The sequence below is a fragment of the Rhizobium sp. WW_1 genome, from assembly GCF_003610155.1.
Lineage (GTDB): Bacteria > Pseudomonadota > Alphaproteobacteria > Rhizobiales > Rhizobiaceae > Rhizobium > Rhizobium tropici_A.
Genome location: NZ_RAIN01000002.1, coordinates 304,977 through 325,272, shown reverse-complemented (window position 1 = coordinate 325,272; position 20,296 = coordinate 304,977). Strand labels below are relative to the sequence as shown.

At 60.9% G+C, this 20,296-nt stretch carries 19 protein-coding genes; 3 read left to right on the top strand and 16 right to left on the bottom strand.

Annotated elements, in window-relative coordinates:
• The first annotated feature begins 51 nt into the window (after nt 1-51).
• On the top strand, nt 52-531 hold the full coding sequence (locus BJ928_RS08940) for a class I SAM-dependent methyltransferase (RefSeq protein WP_047631945.1): 480 nt from the start codon (nt 52-54) through the stop codon (nt 529-531).
• 2 nt (nt 532-533) lie between these two features.
• On the opposite strand, the gene BJ928_RS08935 is transcribed toward BJ928_RS08940, so the two are convergent.
• Together BJ928_RS08935 and BJ928_RS08930 are read right to left on the bottom strand one after the other, a co-directional pair.
• Nucleotides 534-1,412, bottom strand: a complete 879-nt coding sequence (locus BJ928_RS08935; protein WP_047631946.1) for an FkbM family methyltransferase — start codon at nt 1,410-1,412, stop codon at nt 534-536.
• Nucleotides 1,413-1,481: 69 nt separating this feature from the next.
• On the bottom strand, nt 1,482-3,206 hold the full coding sequence (locus BJ928_RS08930; RefSeq protein ID WP_047631818.1) for an adenylate/guanylate cyclase domain-containing protein: 1,725 nt from the start codon (nt 3,204-3,206) through the stop codon (nt 1,482-1,484).
• 200 nt (nt 3,207-3,406) lie between these two features.
• Here BJ928_RS08930 and BJ928_RS08925 point away from each other — a divergent pair, with 200 nt between their 5' ends.
• Nucleotides 3,407-4,504: a glycosyltransferase family 4 protein gene (locus BJ928_RS08925; protein WP_047631819.1), complete on the top strand. Its 1,098-nt coding sequence runs from the start codon at nt 3,407-3,409 to the stop codon at nt 4,502-4,504.
• Nucleotides 4,494-5,240, top strand: a complete 747-nt coding sequence (locus BJ928_RS08920; RefSeq protein WP_047631820.1) for a polysaccharide deacetylase family protein — start codon at nt 4,494-4,496, stop codon at nt 5,238-5,240. The genes BJ928_RS08925 and BJ928_RS08920 overlap by 11 nt, the downstream gene beginning before the upstream one ends.
• Nucleotides 5,241-5,275: 35 nt before the next feature.
• Here BJ928_RS08920 and BJ928_RS08915 read toward each other — a convergent pair whose 3' ends face one another.
• From BJ928_RS08915 to pcaD, 14 genes are all read right to left on the bottom strand, one after another.
• Nucleotides 5,276-6,106: an MBL fold metallo-hydrolase gene (locus tag BJ928_RS08915; protein WP_047631821.1), complete on the bottom strand. Its 831-nt coding sequence runs from the start codon at nt 6,104-6,106 to the stop codon at nt 5,276-5,278.
• A 306-nt stretch (nt 6,107-6,412) separates the two neighbouring features.
• Nucleotides 6,413-6,940, bottom strand: a complete 528-nt coding sequence (locus tag BJ928_RS08910) for a winged helix DNA-binding protein (protein ID WP_047631822.1) — start codon at nt 6,938-6,940, stop codon at nt 6,413-6,415.
• 189 nt (nt 6,941-7,129) lie between these two features.
• Nucleotides 7,130-10,756: a hydantoinase B/oxoprolinase family protein gene (locus tag BJ928_RS08905; RefSeq protein WP_052227727.1), complete on the bottom strand. Its 3,627-nt coding sequence runs from the start codon at nt 10,754-10,756 to the stop codon at nt 7,130-7,132.
• Nucleotides 10,757-10,998: 242 nt separating this feature from the next.
• Nucleotides 10,999-11,685, bottom strand: a complete 687-nt coding sequence (locus BJ928_RS08900; RefSeq protein WP_047631823.1) for an alpha/beta hydrolase — start codon at nt 11,683-11,685, stop codon at nt 10,999-11,001.
• 170 nt (nt 11,686-11,855) lie between these two features.
• Complete coding sequence (locus tag BJ928_RS08895) at nt 11,856-12,572, bottom strand: ABC transporter ATP-binding protein (RefSeq protein WP_047631824.1); 717 nt, start codon at nt 12,570-12,572, stop codon at nt 11,856-11,858.
• Entirely contained in the window at nt 12,553-13,317 is a 765-nt protein-coding gene (locus tag BJ928_RS08890; protein WP_047631825.1) for an ABC transporter ATP-binding protein, read from the bottom strand. The genes BJ928_RS08895 and BJ928_RS08890 overlap by 20 nt, the downstream gene beginning before the upstream one ends.
• Complete coding sequence (locus BJ928_RS08885) at nt 13,314-14,318, bottom strand: branched-chain amino acid ABC transporter permease (protein ID WP_047631826.1); 1,005 nt, start codon at nt 14,316-14,318, stop codon at nt 13,314-13,316. Before BJ928_RS08885 ends, BJ928_RS08890 begins: the two co-directional genes overlap by 4 nt.
• A 1-nt stretch (nt 14,319) precedes the next feature.
• Nucleotides 14,320-15,183, bottom strand: a complete 864-nt coding sequence (locus BJ928_RS08880; protein WP_047631827.1) for a branched-chain amino acid ABC transporter permease — start codon at nt 15,181-15,183, stop codon at nt 14,320-14,322.
• A 91-nt stretch (nt 15,184-15,274) separates the two neighbouring features.
• Nucleotides 15,275-16,447, bottom strand: coding sequence for an ABC transporter substrate-binding protein (locus tag BJ928_RS08875; protein ID WP_047631828.1), 1,173 nt, complete (start codon nt 16,445-16,447; stop codon nt 15,275-15,277).
• Between the two features lie 144 nt (nt 16,448-16,591).
• Nucleotides 16,592-17,644 carry a 3-carboxy-cis,cis-muconate cycloisomerase gene (locus tag BJ928_RS08870; protein ID WP_047631829.1) on the bottom strand — a complete coding sequence of 351 codons (1,053 nt, stop codon included), beginning with the start codon at nt 17,642-17,644 and terminating at the stop codon, nt 16,592-16,594.
• 3 nt (nt 17,645-17,647) lie between these two features.
• The gene (pcaG, locus tag BJ928_RS08865) at nt 17,648-18,262 is read right to left on the bottom strand and encodes a protocatechuate 3,4-dioxygenase subunit alpha (protein WP_047631830.1); all 615 of its coding nucleotides are present in this window, start codon (nt 18,260-18,262) and stop codon (nt 17,648-17,650) included.
• The gene (gene pcaH / locus BJ928_RS08860; protein ID WP_047631831.1) at nt 18,262-19,011 is read right to left on the bottom strand and encodes a protocatechuate 3,4-dioxygenase subunit beta; all 750 of its coding nucleotides are present in this window, start codon (nt 19,009-19,011) and stop codon (nt 18,262-18,264) included. Before pcaH ends, pcaG begins: the two co-directional genes overlap by 1 nt.
• Nucleotides 19,012-19,023: 12 nt before the next feature.
• Nucleotides 19,024-19,428, bottom strand: a complete 405-nt coding sequence (gene pcaC, locus BJ928_RS08855) for a 4-carboxymuconolactone decarboxylase (protein ID WP_047631832.1) — start codon at nt 19,426-19,428, stop codon at nt 19,024-19,026.
• Entirely contained in the window at nt 19,425-20,234 is an 810-nt protein-coding gene (gene pcaD, locus BJ928_RS08850; protein WP_047631833.1) for a 3-oxoadipate enol-lactonase, read from the bottom strand. The genes pcaC and pcaD overlap by 4 nt, the downstream gene beginning before the upstream one ends.
• Between the last annotated feature and the right edge of the window lie 62 nt (nt 20,235-20,296).

Below are 20,296 nucleotides of genomic sequence, written 5' to 3'. Positions count from 1 at the left end.
GCTACGCCCACCAAGGGAGAGGCACAAGACACCAAGGATACTTCAAATACGATGAGCCGCCTGGATAGTTTCATTCGCCGCCTAAGCGCACAGCGCGACATCCTCAATGGCGTTGCCGACGAGGTGAGAGCACTCGATGGCCCCGTGCTGGAACTCGGCCTCGGCAATGGCCGTACCTTCGATCATCTGCGCGAACTCTTTCCCGATCGCCGCATCGTCGCCTTCGATCGAGCGGCCAATGCCTACGGTCCTTCCATGCCGACGGCCGACAATCTCGTTCTCGGAGAGATCAAGGAGACGGCGAAGACCTTCGTCGGCGCGAATGCATCGCTTGCCCATGCCGATATCGGCACCGGCTACGAAGACAAGGATGCGATAACGCTGACCTGGCTGCCGGAGATCATGGCCGGTGTTCTCGGCGCCGGCGGCCTTGCCGTCAGCGGCCTTCCTCTGGAACATCCGGCTCTGCAGCCGCTGCCTCTGCCCTCGACCGTCAAGGACGGGCGTTATTTCATCTACCGGCGTAAATAGGTTCAACGCAGAAACAGAACGTCGAACTGTTCGCCTTTGGTGGGCAGCTCGGCTACCTTCATGACCTGTTCGCCGCCTTCGAAGAAGGCGAGACATTCGCTATAGTGCCTGGCAAGATCGGCAATGAAGCTTCTCGTCTGGTCCTCGCCGTAGAAGGCTGGCGTGAATTCCATGTAGAGCGGCACCTTGCGGGCCATCAAAACCTCCATCGAACGGCAGGCAACCGGCTCATAGCCCTCGATATCCATCCAGATCAGCCCGACATCGTCAGGATCGATACCCGCCTGCGAAAGGATATCCGCGACGGGCCGTACGGGAACCGAGATCCTCTCGTCGGTCGGGCTTTGCCGCAATGCGCTGCTTTTGCCGTGGTTCTTGTGGTTGAGATAGAAGTCGAGCTGGCCCTCGCGATCGCCGGCGGCGCAGTTGACCACCGTTACCATCTCCTGCAGATCATTATCGGCGATGTTGACCGCCAGCAGACGGAAATTGCGTGGGTCAGGCTCGACGCTGACGATGTGGGCATAAGCGCCACTCAGGGCGAAATAGCAGGTCTGCGTGCCGATATTGCCGCCGAGCTCCAGAAGCGCCGAGCCCTTGCGCAGCAGGCCGCGCTCGCGCAGCACGCTCAACAGCCGATCGACATGGTCGCGCTCGAAGTGCCCCTTGCGGAACACCTTGCGGCCGATATAGTCGGCCGGTGAGAAGCTCAGAACGTGATCGCCGCAATCGACCGTCATCGTCTTCACGCGGGGGCCGAGCGCACTGACCAGAATGTCGCGGCCAAGCCTCGTGTCGAAGAGGCGCGTCGCCATCGCATCCCGCTTGCGGCGAAAAGCTCGTTTCCAGTATTTTCTCGTGAGGATCTTGCGGTCGAACATGAACGCCATCCCTACACCAGCGCCTCTGCATTGCAAACAGGAGGGATCGGCGATACCCGTCCCTCGACATCAGGCGAAATGGCTGCTCGCCTCCTTCGAGACAATATAGACGCGCAAGGGCTCGCCACGACCTCGAACGGCGATCTCGCGGCTTTCGGTGCCGGTGATGTCCGTTTCCGAAAGTTGCGCCACCGGCTCCGAGAAGACGAGTGCCGTGTTGAATTCCTTGGCAACGCTTTCGAGACGGCTCGCGACATTCACCGTATCGCCGATCGCCGTCACGTTCTTGACGCTGCCGTAGCCCATGGAGCCGACGACGGCGAGGCCGGTATGGATGCCGATGGCGATTTCGAGGGGTGCCGCCAGCTCGTCGGCCAGTTCTTCACCGAGCTTGTCGATCTCCCGGATGATCGCCGCCGCCGCCTTCAATGCCTGACGATTGGCCTCTTTCGGCGTCGTGCGAAGGCCGAACAGCGCCATGGCGCCATCGCCGATGAACTTGTCTATCCGGCCGCCATTTTCCTCGATAACGCGGCCGACGATGGCAAAATAGCGATTGAGGAGGAAAACGATGTCGAATGGCAGGCGCGATTCCGTCAGCGATGTGAAATGGCGGAGATCGCAGAAGAAGACGACAATCTCACGTTCGCGGCCCGGACTTGCGGCTTGCGTATAGACCGGGATCGTCGCCTCCGCCATCGGCGTCAGCAAAGGCACGACGCTGATATTGCCCGTCGGGCGCAGCTGGCAGGCAAGTCGGACATCCGGCGTTGCGCCAATCCGGTTCAAGGTCTTCTGCTCCAGCGGCTCCGGCGGCGGCAGGTTTTCGGCGCCTTCGATAATCTGCACGCGGCAGGTCGAGCATTGCCCCTTGCCGCCGCAGACCGAATAATGCGGAATGCCGCCAAGGCGGCTTGCTTCAAGCACGCTGTAACCGCGCGGGGCATTGACGACCTCGCCGCCTGCATAGCGGATGGCGACCTGATATTGCCGCTCCCGCAATCTGCGATGCACCCGAAAGGCGAAAAGACCGACGAGCGACAGACTGAAGGCACCATAAAAACCGGCGCGATAAGGCCATATGGCCGCCGCCATCTGATCGCCCGGCACGGAACCGAACTCGCCGAAACTCCGCACGTCGCTGTAGTAACCTCCGGGATAGCCGCGCTCGTCTTCCTGCGCGACTTCATGCTTCACGGTCTTGCCCATCGCGGCAAAGCCGAGCAGGGCGAGAACCGGCAGAACGATTGCAAGCGACAGCATGACGGGGGCAATCGCTGTGTACCAGGGGCGATAGCGCAGCCAGAAATGAACTCCGATGCAGCCGTGAAGCCAGACGATCACAAGCACGACCGCCTGGCGCAGGCCGCTGAGGGGCCAAACGACCCACAGATTGCGCACGATCGTCTTGTAGGTGTCGTGGTAGCCATAGACCTCGTGGATGACGCGCGTCGAAACGATGTGGTCGATCAGGAGGAGAGGTACCAGCAGTCCGGTGAGGATTTGAAAGGCTTCCCCCGGCGGCATGACCAGGGTCCGTCGCCTATAGAGCATTCGCAGCACGAGCAGGATATGGAGGATCAGCGACCCGTAAAGAAGCACGGTTCCGATCGGATTGCGCCATATGGCCATGAACCAATGTTGCGCGCGTTCCGCCGTGCCGAGCGAAATCAGCCCTAGGGAATGATTGGCCAGATGCATGATCACGAAGGCAAAAACGATCAGACCTGAGCCAAGACGGAGCTTTCGCACAAGGCGATCGGTAATGATTGGCTTTCTTGCCTCGATGGTCATCAAACCCAATGTATATTGCCCGTTCACAACAGGTGGGAAAACGGCTATCGCCTATTCATCTAGCCGCAACGCCGCACGCTGTCGAGGATGCGGCTTTTTGAAGCAGGGACCTTATTGTCACGCAACCGGTCGGAATTCGGGCAATCCTCTCACAATTCAGGCTCCTACCATCACTTAATCGTCAACCATGCGACGACACCATGAAAATCGCCTTCTACGCTCCATTGAAGTCCCCCCACCACCCGGTCCCGTCAGGTGACCGGCTGATGGCACGACAGATCATCGCGGCGCTGGAGATGGCGGGGCATCGGGTCGAAGTCGCTTCCGAATTGCGCAGCTTCACACCGACCCCGGAAGCCGGTCAGCGCATCGAGATCGCCGGACAGGCGCAAAGCGAGACGGGCCGACTGCTCGAACGCTGGCGGTGCGAGACTGCGCCGGATCTTTGGTTCACCTATCATCCCTATTACAAGACGCCCGATCTGATCGGCCCATCCGTCGCCAGACGCCTGCGCATTCCCTATGTCACGGCGGAGGCTTCCTATTCGCGCCGCCACGATGAAAACGGATGGAGCGAGAACCAGCGCCTCATCGCGGATGCCGTGCGGCTAGCCGCCGTCAATCTGTGCTTTACCGAACGCGACCGGATCGGCCTCCTAGATGCTATTCCAGATGGCCGTTACGAACGTTTCCTGCCCTTTATCGATACTACGCCCTTTGCACGCTCCATCTCCGATCCGCGTCAGCTGATTGCCGTGGCGATGCTGCGCAAGGGTGACAAATTCGACAGCTACACCATGCTGGCAGGCGCCCTCGATCGCATCCGCGATCGGGACTGGAAACTCACCGTCATCGGCGACGGGCCGATGCGGACCGAAATAAAATCGCTGTTTTCCACATTCGGCGAAGACCGGATCACCTGGCGCGGCGAACGCAGCACTTCCCAGATCGCCAGCGAGCTGGCAACAGCCGGCCTCTATGTCTGGCCGGGCTGCAACGAGGCCTATGGCCTTGCCTATCTGGAGGCACAGGCGGCAGGCCTGCCCGTTGTCGCGCAGGCTACGGCGGGCGTACCGGAAGTGGTGATGGCGGACAAGACGGGGCTCTTGACACCGGAGGGCGACATCGAGGCCTATGCCCACGCCGTCGCGCAGCTTCTGACCGATCCGGAAAGACGACTAGCGATGGCGAATGCGGCCCATGATTTTGTTCATCGGGAGCGTTCGCTGACGGCCGCGTCGAAACGACTGGAAACCATTCTTCGAAACCATCTGGGAGATAGCTATTATGAGCGATAGAACCGAATGGCAGCCCTTGCGCGACGAATTGCAGCGCTGGAGCGCGGCCGGACGAAAGGCGAAACTCTGGTTCCGAGACGACGATGCCATCGAGCCGACCCCTGCGCTCGACCGGCTGCTGTCACTTTCCGATCGTTTCGACGTGCCGATGACGCTTGCGATCATTCCCGGACCCTCGGGCGAACAGCTGGCCGAACGACTGGCGAGCGAGGGCCGCGTCACCGCCACGGTGCATGGCTGGACACATCAAAACTATGCGCCCGACGATACCAAGAAGCAGGAACTCGGCTTGCATCGGCCTCAGACGATCGTGCTCGACGAACTCCATCGCGGCTTCGACAAGATCAAGGCGCTTTATCCGCACCAGTTCGTTCCGCTGCTGGTGCCGCCATGGAACCGGATCGACGACGCGCTGTTGCCGCATCTCGCACCTTTCGGCTATCGCGCCGTCTCCGTTTTCGGATTGGCAAAGCAGGCGCCCATCGGCCTGGTCAACACGCATATCGACATCATGAGATGGCATGGCGTGCGTGGAGGCTTACCACATGCGGAGATCATCGCGCGTCTCGTGGAGGAGCTCCAGAATCGCTTCGATGGCAATGACGAGCCGATCGGCGTGATGACGCATCATCTCGTCCATGACGATCTTGCCTGGAGTTTCATCGCAGGGCTGTTCGAGGAGACGGCCGGCCATGCCGCCATCGAATGGCGGCCGGTCGGCAGCTTCGTGCACTAGCCCTGTTCCGATCGTTCGCGCGTCGCTGCCAGCCGTCAAAGCTGCAGCGACTGTCCGTCGAAGGCGAAGAACGCTTCCGGGAAGCTCTTCTGCGCCTCGCGCTGCATCTCGTCCAACTCGCGGTCGGTGCGACCGGGCGCATGATGGAACATGGCGAGCCGCTTGGCGCCGGCTTTCTTGGCGAGCTTGATGCCCTCCTGCCATGTGGAATGGCCGAAGCCGAGATATTTCTGCATCTCCGCTTCGAGATAGGTCGCATCGTAAATCACAAGATCGGCACCGGCCATCAGGGCGAGCGCTGCCTCATCGAGCTTGCCCGCGACGTGCTCGGTGTCATAGACCATGGCGATCACCCTGCCCGACCATTCGATGCGATAGCCGATGCAGCCGCCCGGATGGTTCAGCTTGGCCGTGTGCATCACGATGCCGGGATGCGGCTTCAGCGTATCGCCGGCTGCGAAGTCGCGGAAACTCATTTCGGCACGACAGATATCCGGTTCGACGGGGAACCAGGGCGGCCGCATGAACTGACCGATCAGCTGCCGCGTCGTCGTCTTGCCGGCCAGATGACCCGACCAGAGATCGACGCTGACGCGCGGGTCATAGATGGCGTTGAAGAAAGGCAAGCCGATGATATGGTCATAGTGCGAATGCGTGAAGAAGAGGTCGATATTGCGGACCCCCTCTTTCGCAAGCGACGCGGCCGCTTCACGCAGCCCGGTCCCGGCGTCGAATAAGATATGCCTGCCCTGATGTCGTAACTCAATGCACGACGTATTGCCGCCGTACCGCTCAAATTCCGGTCCCGATACAGGGATGCTCCCCCGCACGCCCCAAAATTTCAGCTCAAAACTATCGTTGTTCATGGAAGTTTTTACACCATTCCCCTTTCGGTCAAAAAAAGCACACTTTTGCTATCGTGCGAAGCCAGCAATTTCCAAAAGTGGTGCGGTAGTAAAAACTGGATCTCATCGGATGACCGACTCGGATCGCTGGACGAGGAGCCGCCAGCGGATCGCACAGACCTAATATAGGTACGACATGACAGAATAGATAAGGTGGGGGTATTCGCCGACGGCCTCGGCGGTTCCGATTATATTAATCGGAAATTAAATACGAACCTTAAAATGCGCGCGAAAGATCTCGGAGAAGCTTTCGCTCCCATCCTCGGCCTACAGGGTGGCGGCAGATCGCGCGGCTTGCTCGTAATAGCCAGACAATGTCCTGAGATGCGAGGCGATATCGGAGAGGCCGTCCTGCGAGAGACCGGAGACCTTGGTCGCCTCCACCAGCAGCCGCTCGCGAATTTCGGTATAGCGTTTCAGCGCATCGAGGCCCTTGTCGGTCACCCCAATCGTCTTTTCCTTCCCAGCCTTGCCGCTTTTGACGAGACCCGCCGCCTCGAGCTTCTTGATAGCGTAATTGGCCACATGCGTATCCTCGATATCGAGGACGAGGCAGAGATCGGCAAGCGTCTTCGGCCGGTCGCGATGCCGCACGGAATGAATGATCAGGATTTCGACCGGTGAAAGACCGGGCACACCGGCAGCCGCCATGCAGCGTACCAGCCATCGATTGAAGGCGTGGGAAAAGAGGATCGACCCGTATTCCAGCTCCGACAAAGCAGGCGAGCTGCCGCCGGCAAGATGGGCCGACGATACGATCAATTCACGCCGTTTGCTCTTTTCCTCGGACGTCACCTGAAAACTCCTTCGAACCGGATCTAGAGCGGTTCAGCTTTTCACGGAATCTCTGAACCGCTCTATCTCTTTGTTGTCTAGCAATTCCCGGACGGAAAACCGCTGCGCACTTTTCCTGGAATTGCTCTAGGCACTCGCAGATTCGACGGGCCAGGCGGTCGATGACCGCTCGGCTCCGGTATCATATGTCTATTCGTCGCGCTTTCCGTAGCCACCGCCCGTCGGAGTCACGACGGTAAATGCCTCGCCCGCTTCAAGTACGGTATGCGCCGAGCCGATCAGCTCCTCGATCGCACCGTCGTTGCGGCGGACATAATTGCGGCCGGTCTGCCCGGCTTCACCGCCCTTGACGCCGAAGGGCGCCACGCGCCGATGGCCGGACAGGACGGCGAATTCCAGCTTTTCGCGGGTGCGGATCGTGCGCTGCGTGCCGTTGCCCGCGTTCCACTTGCCGCGCCCGCCCGAGTTCGGGCGAATGTGGAAATCCTCCAGAACGACGGGGAACCGCGTCTCGAGAATCTCGGGGTCGGTCAGGCGTGAATTGGTCATATGCGTGTGGACGGCGTCGGCGCCATTGAAGCCTGGGCCTGCCGGCGCGCCGGAGCAGATCGTCTCGTAGTACTGATAGGCGTCGTTGCCGAAGGTCAGATTGTTCATCGTCCCTTGCGCTGCGGCGAGCGCCTCGACCGCGCCGAACAGGCAGTTGGTTACGGCCTGGCTGACTTCGACGTTGCCGGCAACGACGGCGGCCGGGTATTTCGGTGTCAGCATCGTGCCTTCGGGGATGATGATGCGGATAGGCCTCAGGCAACCGGCATTCATCGGAATATCGGCCTCGACAAGCACGCGGAAGACATAGAGCACGGCAGCGCGCGTCACCGGCTGTGGCGCGTTGAAGTTATCCGGGCGCTGCGCCGAGGTGCCGGTGAAATCGACCGTCGCCTCGCGCTTGTCCTTGTCGATCGAGATCTTGACGACGATCTTGCAGCCCTGATCCATCTCATAGCTGAATTCGCCATCCGACAGACGGTCGAGGACGCGGCGCACGCTTTCGGCAGCGTTATCCTGAACGTGACCCATATAGGCGTCGACGACATCTTCGCCGAACAGCGCGATCATCTTCTTCAGCTCGGCGACGCCCTTTTCGTTGGCGGCGACCTGGGCCTTGAGATCATTGATGTTCTGCGCAAGTGTGCGCACCGGATAGCGCGCGCCAGTCAAAAGCTTGGTAAGCTCCGCTTCACAGAAGCGGCCGCGATCGAGCAGCTTGAAATTGTCGATATAGACGCCTTCCTCCTCGATATGGGTGGCGAGCGGCGACATCGAGCCCGGCGAAATGCCGCCGATGTCGGCATGATGGCCGCGGCTGGCGACCCAGAAGCGGATACGCTTACCGGCATCGTCGAAGACCGGGGTGCAGACGGTGAGGTCGGGCAGGTGCGTGCCACCATTATAGGGCGCATTGATCAGGAAGACGTCGCCTGGATGAATGACGGCATTTTCGCGTATCGCGGTTGCGACGGACGCATCCATGGAGCCGAGATGAACCGGCATATGCGGCGCATTGGCGACCAGATTGCCTTCGGCATCGAAGACGGCGCAGGAGAAATCCAGCCGTTCCTTGATGTTGACCGAATAGGCGGTGTTCTGCAGCGTCATGCCCATCTGCTCGGCGATCGACATGAAGAGATTGTTGAAGATCTCCAGCATGACGGGATCAGCTTTGGTGCCGATGGCGTTGCGTTCGGGCAGAGCCTTGATGCGCTTGAGAACGATATGATCCTTGAGCGTCAGCTGCGCCTGCCAGCCATCCTCGATGACGATCGTCTGGTTCGGCTCGATGATGATCGCCGGGCCCGTGACTGTCTGGCCAGGCTTGATCGCCTGGCGCAGGACGACGGCCGCATCGTGGCTTTCGCCGTTCGAGTAGAAGGCGGTGCGCCTTGCTGCCCCGGCTTCGCCCTCTGCTGCGGCTTCAAGCTCGACCGCGATATCGGCAGCCGCGCCGCCGATCGTTTCGATTTCCACAGCCTCAACCACCAAAGGCTTGTCTTCCGCGACAAAGCCAAAGCGGCGCTTGTGCAGCGTCTCGAACTGGCTGCGCAGCCGCGCGGGATCATCGATCTCGGGGAACGTCGTCTCGACGGCGAGCAGCGTGTCGGTACCGGCATAGCGAACATGGGCGCGCTGAACCGTCTTGATCTCGACTGTCGCGACGCCCTGCGCTTCAAGCTCCGGCACGCATTCGCCGCGCAATTCGCTGCCGAGTGCCGCGATCGCTGCCGGTGCGGCATCATCAAGGGGAATGCCGAGCGCCTTCTGGCGTGTTGCCCTGATATCGGCAAGGCCCATGCCGTAAGCCGAGAGAAGGCCGGACATCGGATGCAGAAGAATGCTCTTCATGCCGAGCGCATCAGCCACCAGGCAGGCGTGCTGCCCGCCGGCACCGCCGAAGCAGTTGAGCGCATAGCGCGTCACGTCATAGCCGCGCTGAACGGAGATCTTCTTGATCGCCTCGACCATGTTGGCGACGGCGATGCGGATGAAGCCGTCGGCGACGTCTTCCGGGCTGCGGCCATCGCCGATTTCGGCTGCAAGCGCCGCGAACTTGGCGCGCACCGTTTCGACATCGAGCGGCTGATCCTGGTTGGGACCGAAGATGGAGGGGAAGAATTCCGGCAAGAGCTTGCCGGCCATCACGTTGGCGTCGGTGACGGCAAGCGGGCCGCCATTGCGGTAGCAGGCCGGCCCCGGAAATGCGCCGGCGGAATCTGGGCCGACGCGGAAGCGATCGCCATCGAAATGCAGGATCGAGCCGCCGCCTGCGGCCACGGTATGGATCAGCATCATCGGTGCACGCACGCGAACGCCAGCCACTTCCGTCTCAAAGGCGCGCTCATATTCGCCGTCAAAATGCGCCACATCCGTCGAGGTGCCGCCCATGTCGAAGCCAATGACATTGGCAAAGCCCGCCTGCTCGCCGGTCTTGGCAAGGCCAACCACGCCGCCGGCGGGGCCAGACAGGATCGCGTCCTTGCCCTGGAACATATCGGCCGCCGTCAGACCGCCCGACGACATCATGAACATGACGCGCGCGCCGGTACGCTCAACATCGAGCTCATCGCAGACCTGGCCGATATAGCGACCCAGCACCGGCGAGAGATAGGCGTCGATGACGGCGGTATCGCCGCGACCGACGAGCTTGATCAGCGGCGAGACCTCATGGCTGACCGAGACCTGCTCGAAGCCGATGGCTCGCGCGATTTTAGCGACCGCAGCCTCATGAGCCGGAAACTTGTAAGCATGCATGAAGACGATCGCGACCGAGCGATAGCCCTTGGCGAGGAGATCACGCAGCGCCACTTCTGCGGCCTTCTCGTCCAAAACAAGCTCGACGGTGCCGTCGGCAAGCACGCGCTCTCCGATCTCGACGACCTCTTCATAAAGCGCTTCCGGCTTGACGATCTCGGTCGCGAAGATCTTCTTGCGTTCCTGATAGCCGATGCGCAGCGCGTCGCGGAAACCCTTCGTCGTCACCAGGGCAAGACGTTCGCCCTTGCGCTCGAGCAGTGCATTGGTAGCGACCGTCGTGCCCATGCGGACCTCGCCGATCGCCCCCTCGGGAACCGGCTCGCCCTTGCCGAGGCCAAGATGGAGCCGAATGCCGTGCACGGCCGCGTCACGGTAAGCCTCGGGGTTCTCCGAAAGAACCTTGCGGGCATGGAGAGCGCCAGATGGATCGCGCCCGACAACATCGGTAAAGGTACCGCCGCGATCGATCCAGAAATCCCAACGACCCGAAATGTTCTCCGACAAACCCGCCTCCAGCAGCACGACGCCAACAACGATGATAATATATCGATAAATCGTCAACGTTTTGTCGTCAACCCGAATTGGATTGGATACCCAGCGAATTGAGCATGTCTCGGCATTCGCAGTTCTATGGTTACAATCGGGCTAATGGAGCGAATAGGCAATCAAGCAAGAACGACGAGCCTACACGCCGCCGTTCTTGCAGCTTTTCTGCGAATCTAATGTTTGAACCGCCGCTAAGCGCCTTAGCTTTTGGCAGCGTCGATAATCAAGGCAGCAACCTCTACCGGATGCGACGCGAGAGAGGCATGGCTTGCATTGAGCTCGATCTGCTTCACCGGATTCATGCGTGCCGCCATCATCCTCTCATTGTCTGGATGAATCATGCGATCCGCCGTGGACACCTGATAATAGCAGGGTTTCTTCCTCCAAGCCGGGTCGGAAACGGTATTGCCGAAGGTGCTGCCAAGCGGCGCTTTCTGCGTTACGGCCATGACGAGGGCTTCATCCTCCGTCAGATCCTGGCAGAAGCTCTCGCGAAACTTATCCTGCTTGATCCAGAGATAGCCGTCGCTGTCGGGAGCGATGTTTTCAAAGGCGGCCGGAGGCTTTGCCTGGCTGATGCCGCCGGCGCTCTCGCCGGCATCCGGCGCGAAAGCCGCGATATAGACGAGAGCCTTCACATTCGGCAGATCTCCCATTTCGGTGATGACCTTGCCGCCGTAGGAATGTCCGGCAAGGACAACGGGGCCGGAAATTTGCCTGACCATCTGTCGGGTACGTTCGGCATCGTTTGCCAGAGATGTCAGCGGGTTTTCGACCGCGTGCAGATCGTCATAGCCAAGTCGTTTCAGCTCTAGGATAACCTTCGACCAATGAGCCGCCCCACCCCAGAATCCATGCACCAATACGATAGCAGGTTTGTCAGACATTATCTTCCTCCCAGTATCAAAGGACAACAGGCCCCTGGGTGCGGCACCGCGAAAGCGATGTCGTCACTATTGCCTCTCGGCCGGCTTATGCTTTGCCAAGTGCGATCCAGGGGAGTAAAACGATAGGCCTCGGCCCAAGAATACGTCAACTTCTCATTGGTTGCTTAATGTTAATGCAAGCCACCAACGCCGAGTAGACTCTCGACCGCGTGATGATCCCGCGCCAGCTCTTCGGGTGTGCCCTTCCAGGCAAGCCGGCCACGCTCCAGAATGATGACGTCGCTTGCAAAGTCGAGCGCGCTCTGGATGCGCTGCTCGACCAGCAGGATCGTCATGTCGCCCGTCTTGGCGAGCGTGGCGAAGGCGGCCATCAGCTCCTCGCAGATGACCGGGGCAAGTCCTTCCAGCGGCTCGTCCAGAAGCAGGACCGAGGGGCGCCCGAGGATCGTGCGGGCAGTCGACAGCATCTGCTGCTCGCCGCCGGAAAGCTGGCCACCCAGATTGCGGCGGCGCTCCTTCAGGCGCGGGAACATGTCATAGGCCTCTTGCAGGGCGCTCTTCGGACGCGCCTTCAGACCGACGGAGAGATTCTCTTCCACCGTCAGCGTCGGAAAGACATCGCGCGTCTGCGGCACATAGCCAAGGCCCTGATGGGCTCGCCTCGCGCTCGGCAGGCCGGCAATATCTGCAGAGCCAAGCCGGATGCGGCCATCATAGCGGCGAGTCTGGCCGGCAAGCGTTGCAAGCAGCGTGCTCTTGCCCATGCCGTTGCGGCCGAGCACGGCAAGACGGCCACCGGCCGGCACGGAAAAGGAAACTCCTTCCAATACCCGCGTCGGCCCGTAACCGGCCGACAGGTTTTCGACTTCAAGCGGCGTGGCCGGCATTGGCGTAGCTCCCGAGATAGGCTTCGCGCACACGCGCATCCTGTGTCACGTCTTTCGGCGAACCGTCAAAGATGATCGTGCCGGCGGCGAGCACCACCACACGCTTGGCGAAGCGGAAGACGAGATCCATGTCATGCTCGATCATCAGCACGGCGAGATCGGCGGGCAGATCCGCCAGCGCCTGCTCGATGCGGCCAGTATCGCTCTGCGGCACGCCGGCGGCGGGCTCGTCGAGCAACAGCACCTTCGGCTTCAGGGCCATGGCAACGGCAATCTCCAGCAACCGCTGTTGGCCATAGGCGATCTCGCTGACCTTGCGATGCGCAAGGGTCGCAAGACCTAGCGTGCGGAGCAATTCCTCCGTTTCGGCCATGACGTCGGCCATGGACAGAAAATTGCCGAACATGCGGCCGGAACGGCCCGTCCGCTGCAGTACCGCCATGCCGATATGCTCGGCGGGCGTCATATCCTGGAACAGCCGCGTCACCTGGAACGAGCGCACCAGCCCGCGCCTGACACGGCCGATGGCATCGACCTTATTGACGTTGTGTCCAGCGATGCGGACCTCACCGGAATCGGCAGGCAGATTGCCTGTTACGAGGTTGACGAAGCTGGTCTTGCCGGCACCATTCGGGCCGATCAGAGCGACACGATCTCCCGGCGCCATCGACAGGCTGACATTGTTGGTAACAGTCAGACCGCCGAACGCCTTTTTCAGATTGATGACCTCGAAAATAGCGCTCATGTCCTTGCCTCCCGGCGGCGAGCCAGGTAGGCGGCGGCGGTGCCGTAGATCCCCTTGGGCGCGAAGAGGACGACGAGGATGAGAAGAGCGCCGACAAGCGTCAGCCAGTGGAAGGGATTGGCGGCAGAGACGTAATCCTCGAACAGCATGAAGATCAACGTGCCGACGAGCGCGCCAAACAGCGATCCCGTACCCCCGAGCACGAGCATGACCAGTGCTTCGGCAGATTGCGTAAAGGAGAGGCTGTCGAGGCCTACGACCTGCGTCGAGATCGCGGTCAACGCCCCGCCAACGCCGGCAACAGCGCCGGAAATTACATACATCTTGATCAGCGCCATCTTTGGCGAGGCACCCATGGCACGGATGCGCAGCGGGTCCTGGCGAATACCGCGGCAGAGCATGCCAAAGGGCGAGCGCACCAGAATTCGCAGCAGCACGAGCGTAATCAGCAGTAACGCCACGCCATAGATGTAGGCGGTATGCCCATAGAGATCGAATTCGAAGGTGCCGAATAGCGGATCGGCCGATATGCCCGACAAGCCGTCGCTGCCGCCTGTCCAGCTCGATGCCTTGTTGGCGAATTCGTGGAAGAGATAGATCAACGCGATCGATAGCACGAGTTGCGGCAATCCATGCGCTCTGAGGATAACGACGCCGCAGATCAGGCCGGCAACGGCGCCGGCGACGATGCCGGCAAGTGTCATCAGCAGGGGATCGTTGATGCCGTAATGGGCTGACACAATGCCGGCGGCATAGGCGCCCGCGCCGAACAGCGCGGCATGACCGAGGGTCGCGACGCCGCAATAGCCGGTGACGAGATCGAGCGAGAGCACGAGGAGCGCAATCGCGATCAGCCGGGTGAGGAGAGCGAGGTTGTCGGGAAACAGCAGGTAGCCGGCGGCAGCCACCACGACGATGACCGCGACCGCGATCAGGTCCTGTCCGAATGTACGATGTCTGGTCACGGTCGGCGCGGCCTCTCTTTCAAGGGTCAAAGCCATGTTACTTCATTCTCCCGGCAAAGCCGCGCGGGAAGACGCAGACGATGGCAATGACGGCCAGATAGAAGAAGAACTCTCCATATTCCGGCATGAGATAACGGCCGGTCGTATCGATGCACCCGAGAATGAGGCAGGCGAGCAGCGCGCCCGAGATGGAGCCGGCGCCGCCGACGGAGACGACGACGAGGAACGTCACCATGTAGCGCAGTGCATAGTAGGGTTCGACGGGCAGGAGTTCCGCACCCACGACGCCGCCGAAGGCTGCAAGCCCGACGGCAACGGCGAAGCTGACTGCGTAGACCACTTCCGTTCGCACTCCGAGCGCGGCCGCCATTGCGGGATTGTCGACGGAGGCGCGCAGCTTCACGCCGAAGGAGGTTTTCTCAATCGTGTACCACAATGCCAAAGCGACGATGAGGCCACAGACGATCGCGAAGATGCGATGGGTGCCGATGGTCCGAAAGCCGAGATCGACCGAACTTTGCAGGGCCCCGGGCAGCGGTATGGTCTTCAGGGTCGGGCCGAAGACATAGTTGGCAATGCCGATGATGCAGAAGGTGATGCCGATCGTCATCAGCACCTGTGTCAGCTCCGGCGCACCGTAGATGCGCCGATAGAGCAACCGCTCGATCGGAATGGATATGATGACCGTGCCGACGACGGCCAGGAGAACCGCCGCGCCATAGCCCAGTCCCAGGTCGCGCGCCGCATAGGACGCGATGTAGCCGCCGATCATAGCAAAGGCGCCATGGGCGAGATTGACGACGCGCATCAGACCCATGGTGACGGACAGGCCGATGGAGATGACGAACAGCACCATGCCGTAAGCGAGGGCATCGACTGCTATGCTGAGCACGGTTTGCATTGATATTGCTGGTCCGGTTGTTGTTGCGCGGCCGCTGTCGTCACGCGCCTGAACGGCAGCTCCCGCTCAGGCGTGTGACATTCAGGAGCGCTTACTTCGCGGCGGCAAGGCCGGGATCGCCCTGCTTTTCGAAGGTCTGGATTTCCTTGTTATAGTACTTGCCATCGCTGCCCTTGGCGACTTCGCGCAGATAGATGTTCTGCGTGATGTGCCGGCTTTCCGCGTCGATGGTGACCGGCCCGCGCGGGCTGACCCAGGACAGGCCCTTCACGGCGTCGACAGCCTTCTGCGCATCCTGCTTGCCGCCGGTCGCCTCGATCATCTTATAGATGACGTGCATGCCGTCGAAAGCGCCGACGGCCGGGAAGGTCAGCTCGGCCGGGTTGCCGATCGCCTTGTCGGCGGCGGCAACGAAGGCCTTGTTTTCGGGCGAGTCATGCGAAATCGCATAGTGGAAGGTCGTTTGCATGCCGAGCGCCGCGTCGCCAAGCGCCGGCAAATCGGATTCCTGCGTGAGGTCGCCAGGCGCGAAGAGCTTGATGCCGGCCGACTTCAGGCCATTTTCGTTGTAAGCCTTGACGAAACCAAGGGTCGTCGGACCGGACGGCAGGAAGGCGAAGACGCCCTGCGCGCCGGAATCCTTGATACGCTGCATGATCGGGCTGAAGTCGTTGGTCGACAGCGGCATGCGGATCGCCTGGACAACTTCGCCGCCCTGCTTCTCGAAGCCAGCCTTAAAGGCATTTTCAGCATCGACGCCCGGACCGTAATCGCTGACGACGGAGATGACCTTCTTCACGCCGGCGTCATAGGCGACCTTGGCGATCGGCGTCGAGGTCTGCCAGGTGGTAAAGGAGGTGCGCACGACGAGCGGGCTCTTGGTGACGATCGCCGAGGTCGCGGCATTGAAGATCACCATCGGCACGTTCGCCTGCTTGAGGATCGGCGTCACGGCCATCGCGTCCGGCGTGAAATAGAAGCCGGCGAGATACTGAACCTTTTCCTTGACCACGAGCTCCTGGGCCAGCGCCTTCGACTGTGCGGGATCGGCCTGCGGCACATCGCGGTAGATCACCTCCACCTCGTCATTGCCGACCTTCTTGCCATTGATCGCCATATAGGCGTCGATACCGGCCTTGAAATTCTTGCCCTGCAATGCGAAGGGGCCGGAAAACGGACCGATGACACCGACTTTGATGGTATCGGCATAGGCCGCGCCGCCAAGAGCAACAGCCGCGATGGCGGCCAAGACAAACCGTTTCATTCTTTCTCCTCCCAGCGGCTGTTTCTTGTGCCGCCCTTGATCGTTTAATTCCTGATCACCCCCAATTTCTCATAGGAAATGGTGATGTAAAATGAAATAAAGCCTTCCATCCATATTCATTTGGTTATGAATATCGACTGATACCTACTCCGTTGTCGTTCCCAGACGCTTGACCGAGCCGATCAATTGCAGGGCATGGCGAAGCGACGCCGCCGTTGCCACGACCATAGGCGGCAATAGCAGCCATTCCAATGTCCAGGCGGCGCCCGAACGTTCCTGCTCGTGCACGAGCGACTGATGGATGCCCGAAAGCTGCACCGCATTGAAACGGGCGAGCGTGACCAGCGTCTCGGCGGCAACCGGATTCTGTTTATGCGGCATGGCCGACGAGCCCCCGCCGCCGGCAAGCTCAATCTCGTCGCCCGCCTGCGCCAGCAGCGCCACATCCTGACCGATCTTGCCGAGACTGCCCGAGATCATCGAAAGCAATCCGGCCAGTTCGGCTATGCGCGCCCTCTGGCTTTGCCATTGCGGCTCATCCGTCAGGCCGAGCGCCTGCGCCAGCGAGCTCCTGATTTCGGCCGCTTGTGGCCCGAATTTTTCGAGCGTACCGGCTGCGCCGCCGAACTGCAGCGGGAAGGTCTCCTGCGTCAGCCGATCCCGATATTGATCGAGCGGGTGGCGCCATGCCCGTAGGCGATCAGATACGGTGATCGCGATCGCCGCCTGCATCCGGGTGTGGCCCATGAGCCTGTTCGATCCGAAACGCTCATCCAGTTTGGCAAGCGCGGACGAAACGGCGAAGAGACGGCCGCTCAGGATAAACGTCGCAGCCTTCAGCCGCATCATCAAGCTGGTGTCGATGATATCCTGGCTGGTGGCGCCGAAATGCACGTGCCTGCCCGCATCGTCGCCAATTGCCTTGCGCAGCTGCCTGACAAGATCAGGCACGACAACGCCATCCGACGTTGTTGCCGTCTTTAAACTCTGCAGATCCGGCTCGAAATCCGCGCAAACGTCGGCGATATGCTCCGCCGCCGCCTGCGGGATCACCCCGTGCTGCGCCTCGACCTTTGCAAGCGCCGCTTCAAAGGCAAGCATCGAACGAACATCGACCTTGGCGGAGAAATAAGCGGCAATCTCCTCGTCACCGAGAAGGCCTGACAGAAAGGGATGGTCGAAGGGAGAAACGCTCATGATCTATATATCGAGGAAAACAGTTTCCTTGTCGCCCTGCAAATGGACATCGAAGGTGTAGACCGAGCCTTCCTTGGCTGCAATCAGGGTCGCGACGCGATCCCTATGCTCGATGCGCGCAAGCAAAGGGTCTTCCGCGTTCGCGGCGGTCTCTTCCGGAAAATACATGCGCGTGTGCAAGCCGATATTGATGCCGCGCGCCACGATCCAGAAGGTGATATGCGGCGCCATCTTGCGGCCATCCTTGAAGGGGACGCGGCCGGGCTTGATCGTCTCGAAACGGAAAACGCCGTCGGTCGAATTCGTCGGACAACGGCCCCAGCCGGTAAAGTTCGGATCGGCGGTACCACGCAGTTCCGACGGGCTGTTGTAAAGCCCGGCGCTGTCGGCCTGCCAGATCTCGAGAACGGCATCCTTGACCGGCGCTCCGCCGCCATCGAGGACCCTGCCCGTCACGGTGATGCGCTCGCCAAGTGTCTTGTCGTTGACCATGGCGGAGCCGAGATCGCTCTCGTAGACGCCGCCGATCTCGCTATAGTTTGGCGTGAGGCCGATATGGACGTAAGGGCCTGCCGTCTGCGACGGCGTTTCCTTGAGATAGCCGAGTTCCTGTACCATCAATTGCCCTCCAGCCGGTTTTCGAACAGGGTCGAACGGCGACCGCGCAACACGATATCGAATTTATAGGCGCGGGCATCCATCGGGATCGTATTGCCCCAATCGAGCGGCGCAATCAGCTGCTCGATCGCCTCTCTGTCGGGGATCGTGCCGACGATCGGACATTTCCAGATCATCGGGTCACCCTCGAAATACATCTGCGTAATCAGCCGCTGCGCAAAGCCATGGCCGAAGACGGAGAAGTGAATATGAGCCGGCCGCCAGTCGTTGACGCCGTTCGGCCAGGGATAGGCGCCGGGACGGACGGTACGGAAAGCGTAATGCCCTCCGTCATCGGTGATGGCGCGGCCGCAGCCGCCGAAATTCGGGTCGATGGCGGCCAGATAGGTTTCCTTCTTGTGGCGGTAACGCCCGCCGGCATTGGCCTGCCAGAATTCGAGCAGGGCACCCGGAACAGGCCGTCCGCGCTCGTCGAGCACGCGGCCATGCACGATGATCCGCTCGCCGATGGCGCTTTCACCGGGCTTGGCGAAATTGTGGATCAGGTCGTTGTCGAGCTCGTTCAATATGGAATGGCCGAACACCGGTCCAGTGATCTCGGAGATCGTGCCGTCGAGCGAGAGCAATGCCCGCTGTGGGGACCGCAGGACCGAGGTCTTGTAGCCCGGCGCAAAGGCCAGCGGATGCCAGGCTCGATCTCTCGCAAAAAAGGCGCCCGTCTCGGGCTTGCTGTTGCTTCTATCGGACATGTCTGCCTCGCTTCATGCCGCCCTTTCGGCGTCCATCTGTTCAAAAACCTGCTTGGCGATCTTGATCGCGTGGTTGGCCGCCGGCACGCCGGCATAGATCGCCACATGCAGGAGCGCCTCGCAGATATCGTCGCGCGTAGCACCGGTGTTGCGCGTCGCGCGCACATGCATCGCCACCTCATCGTCCTGTCCGAGCGCTGCCAACAGCGCGATCGTCACGATGGAGCGCTCTCGGCGGGTGAGCGTCGGGCGTGACCAGACATGCCCCCAGGCTGCCTCGGTAATCAGCTCCTGGAAAGGCTGGTCGAACTCCGTCACGCCCTGTTGGGCACGATCGACATGGCTGTCGCCGAGCACGGCACGGCGCGTCGCCATGCCCTGCAGATAACGCTCGGACGGCGTGGCATTTTCATTCATGGGGCTTGTTCTCCACGCAGGACGACGTCGATGAAGGCACGGATGACTTCGGTCAACGCCTCGGGTTGCTCGACGCAGGGGATATGCCCTGCGTCCTTAATCACTTCATAGCGCGCATTCGGAATGAGCTTTGCCGTCGAGAGCACCAGCTCGGGCGGGGTCGAGCCGTCCTGATCGCCGACAATGCAGACGGTGGGCACGGCAATCTTGCCAGCGGCCTCGGTCAGATCGGCATCGCGAAGCGCGGCACATGTTGCGGCATAACCTGCGGCAGGCTGACGTGTCAGCATGTTGCAATAGCCAGCGAATGCGATGTTTTCCGGACGGCGGAAGGCGGGCGTGAACCAGCGCTCCATGACGGCATCGAGAATGGATTCGATGCCATGAGCTTCGACCTGTGCGATGCGGGCATTCCAGCTCTCGGCCGTGCCGATCTTGTGGGCAGTGTCGCAGAGGATCAGCGCCCGCACCAGATCCGGGCGCCGCTGATAGAGCGATTGCGCGATCAAACCGCCGACCGAAAGTCCGCAAATGATCGCATTCTTGACAGAGAGGAAGTCGAGCAGGCCGGCAAGATCGGTTGCATGATCCTCGATGGAATAGGGCATCTGGCCGAGGTCGGAGAGGCCATGGCCGCGCTTGTCGTAGAGCACGATGGCGAAATCGCCGGCAAGACGCACAATCACATCGCGCCAGATCCTGAAATCGGTACCCAGCGAATTGGCAAAGACAAGAACCGGCTTGTCGGCGGGGCCACCAATGATCTGGTAGTGGATCGTGACGTCGTTGATGCGGGCAAACTGCACTGGAAATCTCCTCGGGCGTGAGATTGGATGTATAATCTGGTTAGGTAAAATGATATTTCTGC

Bases quoted from the DNA above. Each gene is read 5' to 3' on its own strand.
- BJ928_RS08930 (WP_047631818.1), bottom strand. From the start codon at position 3,206: ATGACCATCGAGGCAAGAAAGCCAATCATTACCGATCGCCTTGTGCGA.
- BJ928_RS08925 (WP_047631819.1), top strand. From the start codon at position 3,407: ATGAAAATCGCCTTCTACGCTCCATTGAAGTCCCCCCACCACCCGGTC.
- BJ928_RS08900 (WP_047631823.1), bottom strand. From the start codon at position 11,685: ATGTCTGACAAACCTGCTATCGTATTGGTGCATGGATTCTGGGGTGGG.
- BJ928_RS08935 (WP_047631946.1), bottom strand. From the start codon at position 1,412: ATGTTCGACCGCAAGATCCTCACGAGAAAATACTGGAAACGAGCTTTT.
- BJ928_RS08870 (WP_047631829.1), bottom strand. From the start codon at position 17,644: ATGAGCGTTTCTCCCTTCGACCATCCCTTTCTGTCAGGCCTTCTCGGT.
- BJ928_RS08915 (WP_047631821.1), bottom strand. From the start codon at position 6,106: ATGAACAACGATAGTTTTGAGCTGAAATTTTGGGGCGTGCGGGGGAGC.
- BJ928_RS08890 (WP_047631825.1), bottom strand. From the start codon at position 13,317: ATGAGCGCTATTTTCGAGGTCATCAATCTGAAAAAGGCGTTCGGCGGT.
- pcaH (WP_047631831.1), bottom strand. From the start codon at position 19,011: ATGTCCGATAGAAGCAACAGCAAGCCCGAGACGGGCGCCTTTTTTGCG.
- BJ928_RS08875 (WP_047631828.1), bottom strand. From the start codon at position 16,447: ATGAAACGGTTTGTCTTGGCCGCCATCGCGGCTGTTGCTCTTGGCGGC.
- BJ928_RS08920 (WP_047631820.1), top strand. From the start codon at position 4,494: ATGAGCGATAGAACCGAATGGCAGCCCTTGCGCGACGAATTGCAGCGC.
- pcaC (WP_047631832.1), bottom strand. From the start codon at position 19,428: ATGAATGAAAATGCCACGCCGTCCGAGCGTTATCTGCAGGGCATGGCG.
- BJ928_RS08940 (WP_047631945.1), top strand. From the start codon at position 52: ATGAGCCGCCTGGATAGTTTCATTCGCCGCCTAAGCGCACAGCGCGAC.
- BJ928_RS08880 (WP_047631827.1), bottom strand. From the start codon at position 15,183: ATGCAAACCGTGCTCAGCATAGCAGTCGATGCCCTCGCTTACGGCATG.
- BJ928_RS08895 (WP_047631824.1), bottom strand. From the start codon at position 12,572: ATGCCGGCCACGCCGCTTGAAGTCGAAAACCTGTCGGCCGGTTACGGG.
- BJ928_RS08885 (WP_047631826.1), bottom strand. From the start codon at position 14,318: ATGGCTTTGACCCTTGAAAGAGAGGCCGCGCCGACCGTGACCAGACAT.
- pcaG (WP_047631830.1), bottom strand. From the start codon at position 18,262: ATGGTACAGGAACTCGGCTATCTCAAGGAAACGCCGTCGCAGACGGCA.